This window comes from Peribacillus sp. FW305-BF15 (genome assembly GCF_058783805.1).
In genome coordinates this window covers 81,091-96,606 of record NZ_JBYSYV010000003.1, presented here as the reverse complement: position 1 = coordinate 96,606, position 15,516 = coordinate 81,091, and the positions used below count along the sequence as shown (strand labels likewise).

The following is a 15,516-nucleotide window of genomic DNA, read 5'->3' as shown; positions in this document are numbered from 1 at the left end:
CCGGTTTTGTTATGGAATGCATTTCAAAAGAATTGAGGGCGCTCAAAGGACCCTTATGCTAAAGGAGGGTGATTGTTATGTTTTCCTATACCGTACGACGTTTAGGATCTCTCATTCCAGTACTTCTCGGAATGGCATTTATTGTATTCATGATGATTCGGGCGATTCCTGGTAATCCAGCACAGGTGATTTTAGGGCAGCAAGCAACGGAAGAGGCAGTCGCTGCGATGACAAAGGAACTTGGCCTGGATAAACCTTGGTTCATTCAATTTTGGGATTACTTATCAGGCCTGTTAAAGGGGGACCTGGGTGTTTCGTTAAAAACGAATAGTCCGGTTTCGGAAGAAATTGGACCATACTTGATGGCCACGATAGAACTGGCCTTGATCGCGATGATCATCGCCGTGGTCATAGGCGTGAATGCAGGGATAGTATCAGCTTGGTTTCAAAACTCATGGTTTGATTATGTCGCCATGGTGATTGCGTTGATTGGTTTGTCCATGCCTATTTTCTGGCTGGGATTAATGGAGCAATACATCATTTCAATTCAATGGGATTTACTTCCGACGACAGGGCGGGACAATATCAGGGATCCTGTTGAGGCCATAACCGGCCTGTATTTGATAGATACACTCATGGCTGGCAGGGTTGATCAGTTTTTCGAGGTGATCAAGCATCTCATTTTGCCGGGGATAGCGCTTGCTACCATTCCGATGGCGATTATTGCAAGGATGACACGTTCGTCCATGTTGGAAGTCATGAGATCGGATTTCATTCGTACGGCTCGTGCTAAAGGAATGAAAATGTTTTGGGTTGTTTACAAGCATTCCTTTAAGAATGCCTTGATTCCAGTGGTGACGGTTATCGGTCTGCAGACAGGATTACTTTTAGGCGGCGCCATTTTAACGGAAAACATTTTTGGATGGCCAGGTATCGGTACTTATATTTATGATGCAATCCTATCTCGGGATTATCCGGTGATACAGTCCGGAATTCTCGTCATCGCCTTTTTGTTTGTCATGATTAATCTAGTTGTGGACTTGTTGTACGCAGCGATCGATCCTAGGATTAAGTATAAATAGGGAGGGAAACTCATGCCTGAAATAGCAACGAATACTCCGCCAATCCTTCCTCCAAAAGAGGCAGAGGAAAAAGTCATCTCTCCCTGGAAGGAAGGCTGGAAAAGCTTTAGGAAAAACAAGGTAGCCATCGTGGGTCTGGGGATTGTTTCATTTTTCATCTTAATCGCCATCTTCGCGCCCGTTATAGCACCCTATTCATTTGATGGGCAAAAGCTAAGTGATAAACATTTGGCCCCGTCTGCGGAGCATTGGTTCGGAACGGATGAATTTGGCCGGGATATTTTGAGCAGGGTCATTTATGGCTCACGCATTTCAATAGGGGTCGGCTTCTTATCTGTTGCCGGATCTGTTGTAGTTGGGTCTTTTTTGGGAATCATTGCCGGTTATTACGGCAGGTGGATAGATACGATCATATCGAGGATCTTTGATATTATTCTGGCCTTTCCTAGTATCTTGCTTGCCATTGCTGTCGTTGCCGTTTTGGGGCCCTCCCTTCGCAACGCACTTATTGCCATCGCCATCGTCAATGTCCCGATATTCGGCCGGCTTTTACGATCACGGGTCTTAACGGTGAAAGAAGAGGAATATGTAACGGCTGCAAAGGCAATTGGAATGGGGGATGGCCGCATTCTCCTTCACCACGTCCTTCCGAATAGCCTTGCACCGATTATTGTTCAAGGTACCTTGGCGATTGCAACAGCCATCATTGAGTGCGCAGCACTCGGCTTTCTCGGTCTCGGTGCACAGCCGCCAGCACCAGAGTGGGGGAAAATGCTCGCCGATTCCAGGGGGTTCATCATTCAAGCGCCATGGACGGTTCTCTTCCCTGGACTTGCGATCATGCTTACGGTACTCGGCTTTAACCTAATGGGGGATGGGCTGCGTGATGCCTTGGATCCAAGAATGAAAAACTAGAAGTAAAAGGGTGATGTTAGTTTAACATCACCATCTTTTTGCCGTTTATCCTGTAAATCTAACAAAATATGAAAAATAATAAAAAAATCCTAGTTCTAAATAGGAAAATAGTGACTATTACCCCTTAAAATCACCCCAAAAGTTGTGATACTTTTATACTCAGTAAGAATATTCCAAAAATTGTTTATTTTAGAGGAGGAAAGTTCATTGATCAAACGTAGCTTGTCCATTCTAGCAATCTTTCTATTAGTATTTACTGCAAGCGTTTCCGCAGCCAAGCTCCCAGATCCCCCGACAGGCTCGGGCGGTGCAGGTAAGAAGAATCAGGAAAGCATTATAAAGCTGAAGAAAAATGACATGGTGAAGAAATACAAAAGCAATGAGAAGGTCAGGGTCATCGTAGAGATGAAGGAAGCCCCGGCAATAGAAACCGCTTCGAAAGAAGGAAAGCTTTTTAAACAATTATCAAAAAATAAGAAACAACAATTAAAGTCTGAAAAGCTAGCTACTCAGAAGAAATTGAAAAAAAAGGTGAAAGAGAAAAAAATAGCTTTCAAGGAACTTGAGAGTTTTACGACAGTCGTCAATGGATTCAGCGGTGAACTTCAGTATGGTGAGATCAAAAAGGTGGAAGCCATGCCTGAAGTTGCTGAAGTACATATAGCGAATGAATATGAACGTCCTGCAGAAAAACCCGAAATGCTATATAGCAAAGAGCTTGTCCAAGCCCAGGAAGCATGGCGGGAATATGGATATAAAGGGGAAGGGATGGTCGTCGGGATTATTGATACTGGAATCGACCCATCTCACCGTGATATGGTCCTGAACGACGAGAATAAGGCTGAACTGACTGAAAGTGAAATCAGCGCGATGAAGGAATCCAGCCATCTATTAGGCAATTACTATACGGCCAAGGTTCCTTATGGATACAATTACATGGATGAAAATGAAGAAATCCTTGACCTTGGTGAAGAGGCTTCCATGCATGGGATGCATGTGGCAGGTACGGCCGGAGCCAATGGAGATGAAGAGAATGGCGGCATTAAAGGGGTTGCTCCTGAAGCCCAGCTGCTTGCATTAAAGGTCTTCGGAAATGATCCCGACATGCAGACAACATGGGGCGATATATACATTAAGGCGATTGACGATGCCATCATTCTTGGGGCGGATGTGCTGAATATGAGCCTTGGCTCCACTGCAGGCTTTGTATCGGCAGACGATCCGGAGCAGCAGGCGGTATCCAGAGCTGTTGATAATGGGATCCTCATGTCGATTTCAGCAGGAAACTCGGCACACTTTGGAAATGGATTTGCCAACCCATCAGCCTCGAACCCGGACATTGGCGTTTCAGGTTCACCTGGACTTGCTTACGATTCTGTACAAGTGGCATCGGTAGAGAATAATTATATGGATTTGGATGCAGCGACTTATGAAATAAACGGTCAAGCAGGAAAAGCTCCATTCATGTCGGCTTCAAGCGTGCATCCCAATGCCTTGAAGGATAAATCACATGAATTGGTGGCCGCTGGTCTTGGGACGCCAGAGGAGATTTCCAAAGTGGATGTTAAAGGCAAGTTCGCCCTCATCGAGCGCGGCACGCTTTCTTTTATAGAAAAGGCGCAAAATGCCCAGGCAGCAGGAGCGACAGGAGTCATAATTTACAATAATGCTGACGGATATATTTCCATGGCTACAGATCCAAGCATCACCATTCCCCAGCTGTTCATGTTGAAATCGGATGGTGCAAAGCTGAAAGCGGCCTTAGCGGATGGCGAAAAGGTGATGATTACCTTTAATGGTGATAAAACAAAAGCTGTAAATCCAGAAGCAGGGAAAATGAGCTCATTCAGTTCATGGGGAGTCGCACCGAACTTGGATTTCAAACCGGAAATCACCGCTCCGGGCGGACAAATTTATTCAACGCTGAACAATGATGAATATGGAATGATGAGTGGTACTTCGATGGCGGCGCCGCATGTTTCCGGCGGCTCGGCACTGGTTCTGGAAAGAGTGGATAAAGACTTTAAATTAGAAGGCTCGGCCCGGGCTAATTTAGCGAAGAACCTGATGATGAATACATCAAAACCATTAACGGATCAGGGGGTCGTCAATAAGGCACTTGACTGGAAAAATCCTTACTCGCCTCGCAGGCAGGGAGCCGGGGTCATGCAGCTGCAATCCGCATTGTCAACACCTGCAGTCGTGACCGAGGCATTCACGAAAGAAGCGAAGGTTGCCATGAAGGAGGTCGGCAATAAGTTCGCCTTTACTTTAAAGGTTGAAAACTTCAGCAACAAAGCAGTCAAGTATGATGTAAAAGGAAATATTCAAACAGACTATGCAATCCAGGGACAACTGGGCTATTCCGCTAACGTGCTGGAAGCACAGGAAATTAAGAACGCTACGATTAAAATCAATAATAAAAATGCAAATAAGATTACCGTTCCTGCAAAAAAATCGATTACATTCGAAGTGAAAGTGGACATATCCGACGCAAAGGTACTTGGTGATGACCTTCAAACTCTTGTAGATATTGACAAGGTGTTTCCAAACGGCTATTTTGTTGAAGGGTTCATCTCATTGAAGGATCCAGCCGATTCGAATCCGGAACTGAATGTACCGTATGTAGGATTTAAAGGGGAATGGGACAAGGCCCCAATCCTGGATGGCACCAAATATGACAAAGAATCTTTCTATGGCATGGCAGGGGGAGTATCAACAGCAGGTGAAGATTTCACGTATCTTGGCTATGACCCTGCGGGGAAAACATTCAATGGCAAAAATATCGCGATTTCCCCAAATGGCGATGGTGCACAGGATGACTTCGTGCCTGTCCTATCATTCTTAAGGAATGCGAAAAAGGTAGAATACAATATATTGAATGGTGAAAACAAATCAGTCCGGAAACTTCGCACAGAGAATAATGTACGCAAGGACTATTATGATGGCGGACTAGGGACCGCATACACGCTGGATCCGGCCCGTAAATGGGACGGTAAAATCAATAATGCACTCGCTAAGGATGGGGTCTATTATTTTGAAATCAAAGCGATGATAGATTACGAGGGTGCAAAATGGCAGACGGTTAAAATGCCAATCAAAATCGATACGGTAAAGCCGACGGTCAAGATTTCGAAAAAGGGCAATGTTTTAACCATCCAAGGTAAGGATAATTTGAATGGTTCAGGGCTTGCTTATTACGATGTACAAGTCGATGGAGCATCCATCATGGAAGAGCCGCTCCGGGCGAATGCTAAACAATTCACCCTACCTGATGTAAAAGGGGAAAAGGTTCAGGTTGTGGCAATCGACTATGCAGGTAATGAGAAAACGGCTGAAACCGAATTGGCCGGTGATTCGGCTCCAATCGATAATCATGCACCAGCTGTAAAGATCAAGAGTCCTGAAGCCTTGAGCGTGAACAATAAAAATAAAATCAAAATAACAGGAGAAATTGAAGAAGCGTCGGAAATAAAGGAATTTAAAATCGACAATAAAACGGTACCTGCAACGTATAACAAAACGAATAAAAAATATGAATTCTCATATGAAAAGAAATTCGAAGATGGTGTCCAAAGCTTCACCGTTAAAGCAACCGATAAATGGGATAACACGGTTTCCTTTAAAAGGACGATAATGGTCGATGCAACAAAGCCGGGTTTAAAAGTTAAAGGCGTACCGGAAACTGTGGGATTCAAAGGCAAAAATCCAAAAGTGGACGTGACGGTAGAAGATAATTTCGATGAAATCCGCCTTTACCTGAACGGAAGTGAAATATTCTATCATGAATTCAAGGAACCATACAAAATGCGTTCCTATAAGAAAAAGATAGAGGATTTGGAACTGCCGCTTAAGACTGGCAACAACAAGATTGAATTTAAGGTGACCGATCTTGCAGGAAATGAATCGAAAAAATCCTTTAACATCAATAAAGCAAAAAAATAAACGAAACGCAGCCCTCTTATTCAAGAGGGCTGTTTTTTGTGGACAAATACGAAGAAAGCGAGTTTGCCTACAGTTTTTTCTTAATAAGTTCCAGTGATTTCTTCTAGCTAATGAGGATTTCATTTCATATGAAAAGGTAAAAATTAATGGAGGATAAACAATTCTTCCTTTCTTCATGGTTCGGGTTAATCCATTTCGAAGCTCCTTTTGTACGAAGCCTACAGTATGCTTTTGAAAAAAATACCAGTTGATTGAAACGAAAGGTACGGGACTCCTGCGGGAAAAGCGTGTCCAAGGGAGACCCCGCAGGCGCAAGCCGAGGAGGCTCCCCGACCGCCCGCGGAAAGCGAGTGCCTGGAGTGGAAATCAACGTTTCAATTGTACTAACCCTCAAAAAAACTGTAGGCAAAATCAATTATTATCGAGTTGTTCTATAGTCTAAGCCCTCTTACCCAAGAGGGCCGTTTTTGCGTAATAAGATATCCGGATTTTGAATTTTTCGTGAAGCTGGAGTAGTTTACTGTAATTTCACCGTGTTAATATGGAAATCTCTTGGTGAGGAAGTTTTTTCATTATCCGGCAGGTATATTGAATAGGATAAAAGAATTAGGTATAAAGGGTTTATTAAAAGGAGGGTATCTATGAATTATAAGAAGAAATCTAGCAATAAAGTAACTAGTATTGCAATTACAGTGAAATTCGAAAGGAGAGGAAGCGACAGGTCATATCTTACAAAAACGAGTTTCTTTGATGCACTTCAGCACGTCCATTCTCCCTTTGAAAAGGATCCCCGCTCAGATTCACCCTATCAGGATTTTCCTCTATGTCAGGAGGTAACCCTTTCTTTTTTTGAAAGTGGTGCTAAAACATCTATTAATTATGACCCCCACCAAGGAAAAATCATCATTGAGGAAAGTTCAGAGACTTATCAGCTGAATAAGGGGGAGGCGCTTACTGCAATCCTCGATCATATCATGATCAATCATGGCTATCACCATTCTTTTTTCATCATCCAGCAAAAAGAGCGGAACGTAAAAATGAAAGCTGCCAATAAGTGATATGGATGGAGCTGCCACGGCAGCTCCATTAATGTTTCGCCATGATGAGCGTTCCTATCCTTGGAGATGTCAAACCAACCGCCGAATGATCTTTGAAAGGGTTTGGATGCCATAAGCTAATTGTTCCTCCGAGGCGTATGAATATGAAAGCCGTATATGTGTATGGTTATTTGGTTCGTATATGTATCCCGGATTAAGAAGTATGTTTTCCTTTATCGCTTGCTTGAAAAGGTTTGGATTCACGATGGGTTTACATAATTTAAGCCATATATAAAATCCGCCTTGAGGTATTTGCCATTCGGCCAGCCCTTTAAAATATTGATTGAGAAGAGTTAATGTAAAATCCCTGCGTTCCTTCAACTTTTGCCTTAGCCACTCTAAATGCTTAGAATATTGACCATTTGCTAACCATTCTGCCACAAGGTGTTGGGAAAGTGCACTGGAACCGTAATCCATTTGCATTTTGATGTCCGCTAAACGTTCAATCACAGTTATGGGGCCAGCAATCCAGCCGATGCGCAATCCTGGGCTTAAAGTTTTGGACATGCTGCCAATGTGCAATACAAGGCCATCTGCATCAAGGGATTTTAATGGCGGCGGCGGTTCCTCATCAAACCACAAATCACTATATACGTCATCTTCAATAATCGGGATCTGTTCTTTTTTGCATAGTGATAGGAGGTTAAGTCTTTCTTCTTTTGACCATGTAGTATTCGTTGGATTGTTAAACGTTGGGACAGTATAAAACAGTGACGCTTTCTTCCGTCCATTGATGCGCTTCATTTGTGTCGGGATACTTTCACGTCCTTGTTTTGATAAGCCTACTAAATGCATGCCCGCAGATTGAAAAGGGTGGACGGAATTTAAATAGGAAGGGGACTCATGTAAAATCATCGATCCCTTTTGAAGTAAACCAACTGAAATCAACTGGAGTGCCTGAAGCCCGCCAGAAACGACCATGAGGGAGCTGGGACTTGCGTTGATCCCTTTTGTTTCTAAATAAACACTTATACATTGGCGAAGTCTCTTGTCACCCTTGGGTTCGGAATATCCTAATGAGTGCGCATCAAAGGAAGTGGATCGCAACGTCTTTTCGATTTGCTTTGTAGGCAATAGAGCTGGAGATAATTCACCAGTGCCTAGTCTGATGATGGCAGTGTCCGTTTCATACTGATTAATATCCTGAATCGTTTTTAAATTAGGTTCATGAAGGCCATTCCGGACATAGTTTTTCCAGTCGGGCTGTTTGCTGGAGACGAGCACATTCCATGTATTATTGGAAACGAATGTGCCAGAACCAAGCTTAGTTTCCAATAATCCGTCTGCAATCAACTCATCTATGGCTGTGATGATGGTACTTCGGTTTACGCCAAATGAGTCGGCCAATGAGCGTTGTGATGGAAGCTTAGTGCCAACTGGCCATTCCCCCCGTGTAATTTGTTGTTTGATCCAATCTACTATTTGTTGGTGAAGTGATTGCGCGGAAGACCGGTTTGGCCCCCATTCGATAAACATACGAAAACCACTCCTTTCATGTTCTATATTCATTATAAATTGGTTGGTTTGGAGACCAACCAATTGGATGGTCAATTCCTTTGTTTAATTCATTATACTGAATATGAAGGAAGGGGGAATTCATATGGGGCCATTTTTTCATGGATTATTATTGGCATTAGGGCTGATACTTCCATTGGGAGTGCAAAATGTTTTCATTTTTAATCAAGGAGCAATCCAACCTACAATAAAAAAAGCATTGCCAGCAACGATCACGGCTGCAATTTGTGATACGGTGCTCATTCTGTTAGCTATTTTAGGTGTTTCGTTGATTGTCATGCAATACGATTGGTTGCGCCTTACATTAATCATAATCGGCGTTATATTTTTATTGTATATGGGCTTTCAGATTTGGTTTGCCAAACCAAACTCACAGTCAGGTGTCCAATCCATGCAGATGTCGACAAAAAAACAAATTGTATTTGCTCTGTCCGTATCATTACTGAATCCGCATGCAATCCTGGATACGATAGGTGTAATCGGTTCGAGCTCACTTGTTTATTCAGGAAAAGATAAAATGATTTTCACCATGACGTGCATCTTTGTGTCATGGTGCTGGTTCCACGGATTATGTCTTGCGGGACGATTACTGAAAAAGGTTGATACATCTGGAAAATTACTTGGAATATTAAATAAAATTTCTGCAATTATCATTTGGATTACAGCCCTCTATATGGTGAAGTCGCTTTTTTGAATCAGATAAACGTTTTCGAACCAAACGATGCCATGTATAACAGGACGTCTATGTATAAAAAAAGGGGAATGCATATCATATATGCATTCTCCCTTTTTTTGCCCTCAATCATCTCATAATCGTGAAATCTGGTTATTGAAGAGCGACCAAGTCCTTGATTTCCTCTGTGGAAAGTTCAGTGATCCAGTTGTCACTGCTGATGATTTCGTCGTTCAAGGCTTGCTTTTTATCAAGCATCTGGTCGATTTTTTCTTCCAGGGTCCCTGTGCAGATAAGCTTATGAACGTGTACGAAACGCTGTTGACCAATTCGGTAAGCACGGTCGGTGGCTTGATTTTCAACAGCTGGGTTCCACCAGCGATCATAGTGAATCACGTGGTTTGCTTCTGTAAGATTAAGACCCGTGCCGCCTGCTTTCAACGAGAGTATGAAAATAGGGAATTCCCCATCTTGGAATCGGGTGATCATTTCATCACGCTGCTTCTTGTTCGCACTCCCGTTCAGGAATGGCACTTCAAAGCCATATCGTTTTTCCAGCAATTCTTTAATCATATTGCCCATCCCGATATATTGTGTGAAAATGAGACAGCTTTCATCCTGTTCGCGGACCGCATCGATAAGCTCGGTCAGCTTCTCGAGTTTGCCTGATCGGTTAGGTGCCTTCATGATGTTTTCCTTTTCCGTCTCTTTTAAGTAAAGAGCTGGGTGGTTGCATAGTTGCTTTAGCTTATTCAGCATCTGGAGGATGATGCCTTTTCTCTCAAAGGCAGACAGTTGTTCGATATCAGTGAATGTATCTTTAATCAGTTGTTCATATAACGATGCTTGCTCGGTGGTAAGCGGTACGAATTCCTTTTGTTCTTGCTTATCCGGAAGATTAAGAGCGACTTCCTTATCGCGTTTTGTACGGCGAAGCAAAAATGGCTGTATCAAACGCTGCAATTCCTTGATTTTATCCTTTTGTTCATCACGCTCAATGGTCGCCACATATTTTTCCTGAAACTGACCTAGCGTTCCGAGATATCCTTTGTTGATGAAGTCGAAAATCGCCCATAGCTCACTTAAACGGTTTTCCATCGGCGTACCCGATAAGGCGATATGATGTCTGCCATTTAGCTTTCGGACCGCCTTGGATTGCTTCGTTTGGGCATTCTTGATGTTTTGTGCTTCATCAAGGATAACGCTGCTCCAGTGGATCGAGGTCAGTTCAGCCACATCTTGGTGGGTCAGTCCATATGATGTTAAGACAATATCATGTTCGGCTGCCAGTTTAGTAAATGCTTCACCTTTAGCACGATTCGATCCATAGTGAAGGTGAACTTTAAGTGAAGGTGCGAATTTTTCCAATTCCTTTTGCCAGTTGCCAAGGACCGATGTCGGGCAGACGATGAGCGCCGATTGAACAGAGACGGATTCAGGGGCAGTGGCAATGACCTCAGCCTCATCACTGCTCTCTGTGCCGCGATCCTCTTCAACGATGATCGGTTCACTCTTTTGTTCGTCCCTGTGCGCAGCGGGCAGCTCTTCACCAGCTCCTTCTTTGCCTTTCACATGAAGCAGGTAGGCAATCATCTGGACTGTTTTTCCAAGTCCCATATCGTCGGCCAGACAAGCACCAAAACCATGCTCCCTTAAAAAAAGGAGCCAGCTCATGCCCAGTTTTTGATAGGGGCGTAAATCTCCTTGAAGTGCATTAGGGACGGGCAGGACGGATATGTTCTTGGTTTCCCTGAGCCTTCCCACCATTTTACGGAGCTCCTGGTTCAATTCAAATTGAATCCGAAGCATTTCATCATTTTCAGAATCATCATCGCCATCTTCATTTACGCCATTCAACAGTTCCTGCTGCAGCAAGTCAGTCAGTTGGATGCCTTTTTCATTGGCTGTTTCCATAAGCTCCTGAATTTGTTTAATGAAAGCTGGGTCAAGCTTGACCCATTGGCCACGGATGAAGACAAGCCGCCTTTTTTCATTGACGAGCTCCTCGAACTCCGCCTCAGTGAGCTCTTTGCCATTTAATGAGAATCGCCAATCAAAGTCCATCAAAGCTTTTAACCCTACATAAGACGGGCCGCGATTCGATTGGCTCTTCACTTTCGCCTTGACCTTCAATGAGGATTCCTTCAAGGCAAGCCACCACGATGGAAGGAGAATTTCGACGCCAAGAAACAGGAGCTTTTCGCTTGCATCGGTCAAGAACTCCCATGCGTCCGTTTCCGAAATCTCCCTTTTCAGACGGCCATTCTCCCCAAGCCATGGCACGACGAGTTGCCAGCGTTTCGTGGCACGAACCACATCACTTGCATACTTGTTCCAGCCCCGCAGCAGTTTTTTTCCTGTATATGTTTCAATGATATTCTCATCCCTTTTGGAACGAAGGGTAACATCGAGTATCCAAGGCCCATTACCCTCAGGAGGCTCAGTTAAACGGAGACCTATGGTGAATGGTTTTGGGTCGGGCAGGGTACCGAGCCATTCCTGCCAGCTGTCTTTGTCAAAAAAGGCCTGTAATTCTTCGGGGGAAAGTCGTGTATCCTTTAACGCCCCGACGGCTTCACTCCATTTATGCTGCATGGGTGAATAGTTTTTTAAATACATGTTAGCGGCACCGTTATACCACTTTTCGATAAAAGTACGGTTGGTTTCCGGTTCAGGTGAAGGAAGATCCAAAGATATTTCTTCTTCCCAAAAGGACGGAACGAATTCCTCTTCCACTTCTTCCGGCAGTTTCCAGCCGATGGAGTCCAATTGAAGATTAGTGAAATCCGGTACGGGGATTCCAGCTTCTATGGATTCATGAAGAACGGGCGCTGCTGACAGGCAAAGGGAGGATATTTCGGACCATTCCCATTCTATGAAGGAGTTAAAGCTTTCCCTCGCAAAAAAGTTGAGAAGTCCCCAAGCGTCAAGAATGAATACTTGATTTCCATCCACTATATCCGTAGTCATTTTAGTTCCATAAAAGCTTGCGTCATCCCAGTTGAATAACAGCCTGCGTATATGATTCGTGGTGAGGAAGGTATTCTCTTCATTGACGACACCAAGGGCGTAAGTTCCGTTTTCGAGAGCGGCTATTTTGATTTTTAATTTCCCTGGATTAAACATCGATAAGCTTACCCCTTTTTAATTCTTCTTGGAAAGCGCGAAGCCGTTTGGTAGAATCTGCTACATAAAGTATATACCGTTCGAATACGTCTTCCTTTTTGCTCTTTTTATAGATGGTGCGCATCCTTTTCAAATAACGGACAGCTTGCTTATAAGCAGGCCTGTTTTTCAAAGAAACTTTTTCCTGGACCGCATGATAATAAAGGGGAAGGATTAGTTCCGGTTCTTTTGATACCACTTCTTTGATGGATTCACTGCTGATTAAGTCAATGCTGATTTCCGAGTAAATATGCATCTCCACCCATTTTTTGTATTGTCCTTGTTCAAAAAGGAAATTTGCATAGTTCCAATAGCTGTGCGGAAGGGTGGCCCTGTAAAATTTCTCAAGCAAATCAGTTCGTTTTAATTTATAACAGCAACTGTTAATTAAAGTCGTAAAGGTCCGGACGAAATCTACCCGTTTATAATAATCGGATAGACCGGCAAGGAATTCCTGAACATTATTATTGATGAATTCAATGAAAGGAATGGCCCGTGCCCGGTTTTCAGATTCAGCCAGGAGATTCAGCCAATAAAAAATGTATGGACAGGCATCCTTCTTCAATTCAAGCAGAAGCTCAATCGCTTGTTTATCATGGTTTTCCAAAAGGGATAGGTGAATGGCTGCGAGGGTATAGGACGTCCTCTCAGTGGTGCCCATATACTTCTCGGGAAGTTCTTTATTGATTCGTTCAAGTTCCTCTTTACGCCATGAGGAGTTGGAGAATAAGTAGCTCCATATCTCCCGGTAGAGGTCGATCTTTTCATATTCGAGGCCTTCCCCTCCATCCAGCAGTTTAGCTACATCTTCCTTGATGCTGAAAACGAAGGGGTCAAAGGCGAAGGGCCGCGCTTGCCTGCTTAGCGGCTGTACCGTTTCATGCAGCTCCTCTGCCAAGTCGACAGCAAGTGCATAAAAGACCCTGATCGTTTGCGTCTCACTTTTATGCAGCTGAATCATTCTCAGTGTCTGCTGCATTGTGCAAAATTGCGTAACGAAATGATAAAGCAACTTCCATTCCCTTTCCATTGGAGCTTTTGAGCTAAGGCGTTTAAAGTAAGTTTGTATATGATTTTCAATCATGTAAGTAGCCTCGCCTATATGGGGCTCGACATGTTCCGCAAAGGCATCATTCACGAATTGCTTCCATGATGGATAGCTTTTATCTAAGGTGATGGATCTCCCCGCCGCCTGTTTAAGTAATTCACTTGCCGGTTTCACCTGCTGCAGTGCTTGGGCGGCTGAGGCGTTTTTAGGTGCTTTCCAATCGCCCAGCCATTCGGAAACACTAGCGTGTTCGGAATATGCAGAAAAGAAAACGGCCATTTGATGCCGGCAAATGAACCTTGAATCACATGTACAGCTTCCATCCTGTGGGGAGAGCAGATTCAGCCTAGCCTTAAATCGTGTCTCTTCCTGTACCTCAGCCGCAATCGTATCTACCGCTTCTTCTTTAATATCAACGAGCCCCTGACGGTATAACTGGAGCCCTTGATTCACCACATCCGAATCTTCCGGATCCCCGGCCTCCAAAAATTCCGCCAGCCGCTCCCCAACTAACAACAACTCCCGCTCCATACTCTCCTCCTTCAGGGACCAGCCCTAGTTATATATTTTTGTATGATCATGAACCATCAGTTCTTAACTTTTCGTAATTCCCATCCCGGCTTTGTGTATATATGATCGAATGCCGGAACCGTTCTTTACGTTCTATTCAATTTAATCACTGCTTCTTGCCGTTATATTCATAAATACCCTGTAAAAGTCAATATCGTCAAAAATCCGCTTGAATATAAGCAGTTCGGATATAAACAGGAATAACCGGCATTCACGATGAACATGCCTGGAATCCTTCATCCTCATTAGCTTCACAAAACTAAGTGATGAGGGGCCGGAACCCTTTTTTAATGTGCGTTTTTTGAAGCATCTCTTTATTATACTTCATTTTGGCTTGGAATTTAAAATGTAGAATAGAGGTTTTGAAAATGATGAGTGTGAGATTATACATATTCTTGGTTAATGGGAAGAGCCATTCCCGCGGGAATGGCTCTAAAATATGAAATTAGTTAACTTTCATTTCATTCTTCCAACTGTCCAACTTTTTGTTGATGAATGTAACAAAGGTATGATTTTTTTGTAAATTGAATAGAAAAGCTGACTTTTCCAAGTACTCTTTTGCCTCTTCAAAGTTACCTACGAGTTCAAAATTATACCCTAAATGGTAATGTAAATCCGCTAAAGCATATAATTGGTCATGTTCGAGGCACCACTTTATGGCATCTTGGCAGCAGGCAATGGACTCTTCGTATCGGACCAGGCGTGTTAACACTCTGCCGAAATTATAGGATAGACGTGTCTTAAGCGTTTTATCCGTCAAAAAGGGCAGGGCTTTCAAGTGATCTAAAGCTTTCCGTAACAAGGCGAATGCATTTTCGTACTGTTCTTCGGCAACATACATTACACCAAGGCTGCTTAAGATTTCAAGCTCCCGTTCCGAATAAATTTTGTCTGTCGTATGAGTAATGGCTATGGCCTGATTAATGAAATCGATGGCTTTATCTAAATCTTTATTTTTTTCATATTCGTATATTCCCTTGTGCCAAAGAATCAATTGATGATTCTTTTTATTCTGAAGAAAGAGGGGACTGTTTTCCTCAGCCTTTACAATTTGCTGCATTTCCTCATAATTTCGGGTTCTTCTGGCTATTTTTAATTGATAAATCACTTCTTCCACGTAATCCAGCCTAGGGGTCATTCCAATATCGAAAAAATAGTTTACATCAACGCCTAAACGTTGGGAAATTAAATAGAGAGTGGATGCATATGGGTAGACATCGCCCTTTTCAATCTTACTGATCTGTGCTTGTGTACAAATACCGGTTGCCAACTCTTCCTGGGAAAACCCGATTTGTTTACGTAGTTCTTTGATCTTTTGTCCAACTGCAAAAAAATCCATTTTGATTCTCCTTAAAATATGCCTAGAGTTATATTTTGTTATGAAAAATCGGTGAAAGCGGTATGTACAGGTCCTGAACGGTTTAAATAGATTCTTTAGTCGAAATATATGGTTTTAAGAAGTGTGGTTAAATATAACTATAGAATTTATTTCTATTTTAACCAATA

9 protein-coding genes are annotated in these 15,516 nt (G+C 43.1%); 5 read left to right on the top strand and 4 right to left on the bottom strand.

Annotated elements, in window-relative coordinates; translation table 11 throughout:
• The first annotated feature begins 77 nt into the window (after positions 1 to 77).
• The 4 genes from AC3WLU_RS03755 (at position 78) to AC3WLU_RS03740 (ending at position 7,000) form a co-directional block, all read left to right on the top strand.
• Positions 78 to 1,082 carry an ABC transporter permease gene (locus AC3WLU_RS03755; RefSeq protein ID WP_034316217.1) on the top strand — a complete coding sequence of 335 codons (1,005 nt, stop codon included), beginning with the start codon at positions 78 to 80 and terminating at the stop codon, positions 1,080 to 1,082.
• A 12-nt stretch (positions 1,083 to 1,094) separates the two neighbouring features.
• The gene (locus AC3WLU_RS03750; RefSeq protein ID WP_492596844.1) at positions 1,095 to 1,997 is read left to right on the top strand and encodes an ABC transporter permease; all 903 of its coding nucleotides are present in this window, start codon (positions 1,095 to 1,097) and stop codon (positions 1,995 to 1,997) included.
• A gap of 207 nt (positions 1,998 to 2,204) precedes the next feature.
• Positions 2,205 to 5,942 (top strand): S8 family serine peptidase, encoded by a 3,738-nt coding sequence (locus AC3WLU_RS03745; RefSeq protein ID WP_492596843.1) that lies wholly within the window; start codon positions 2,205 to 2,207, stop codon positions 5,940 to 5,942.
• 641 nt (positions 5,943 to 6,583) lie between these two features.
• On the top strand, positions 6,584 to 7,000 hold the full coding sequence (locus AC3WLU_RS03740; RefSeq protein WP_063574662.1) for a hypothetical protein: 417 nt from the start codon (positions 6,584 to 6,586) through the stop codon (positions 6,998 to 7,000).
• Positions 7,001 to 7,069: 69 nt separating this feature from the next.
• Here AC3WLU_RS03740 and AC3WLU_RS03735 read toward each other — a convergent pair whose 3' ends face one another.
• Positions 7,070 to 8,515, bottom strand: a complete 1,446-nt coding sequence (locus AC3WLU_RS03735; protein ID WP_268564564.1) for an aminotransferase-like domain-containing protein — start codon at positions 8,513 to 8,515, stop codon at positions 7,070 to 7,072.
• A 124-nt stretch (positions 8,516 to 8,639) separates the two neighbouring features.
• Here AC3WLU_RS03735 and AC3WLU_RS03730 point away from each other — a divergent pair, with 124 nt between their 5' ends.
• Positions 8,640 to 9,248, top strand: a complete 609-nt coding sequence (locus AC3WLU_RS03730; protein WP_440439336.1) for a LysE/ArgO family amino acid transporter — start codon at positions 8,640 to 8,642, stop codon at positions 9,246 to 9,248.
• 132 nt (positions 9,249 to 9,380) lie between these two features.
• On the opposite strand, the gene AC3WLU_RS03725 is transcribed toward AC3WLU_RS03730, so the two are convergent.
• The 3 genes from AC3WLU_RS03725 to AC3WLU_RS03715 all read right to left on the bottom strand — a co-directional run bounded on the left by AC3WLU_RS03725 (position 9,381) and on the right by AC3WLU_RS03715 (position 15,349).
• A complete protein-coding gene (locus AC3WLU_RS03725; RefSeq protein ID WP_492596842.1) occupies positions 9,381 to 12,353 on the bottom strand; it encodes a DEAD/DEAH box helicase in 2,973 nt (990 codons plus the stop codon).
• Positions 12,346 to 13,971: a hypothetical protein gene (locus tag AC3WLU_RS03720; RefSeq protein ID WP_057278161.1), complete on the bottom strand. Its 1,626-nt coding sequence runs from the start codon at positions 13,969 to 13,971 to the stop codon at positions 12,346 to 12,348. The genes AC3WLU_RS03725 and AC3WLU_RS03720 overlap by 8 nt, the downstream gene beginning before the upstream one ends.
• A 484-nt stretch (positions 13,972 to 14,455) precedes the next feature.
• The gene (locus tag AC3WLU_RS03715; protein ID WP_492596841.1) at positions 14,456 to 15,349 is read right to left on the bottom strand and encodes a helix-turn-helix domain-containing protein; all 894 of its coding nucleotides are present in this window, start codon (positions 15,347 to 15,349) and stop codon (positions 14,456 to 14,458) included.
• Between the last annotated feature and the right edge of the window lie 167 nt (positions 15,350 to 15,516).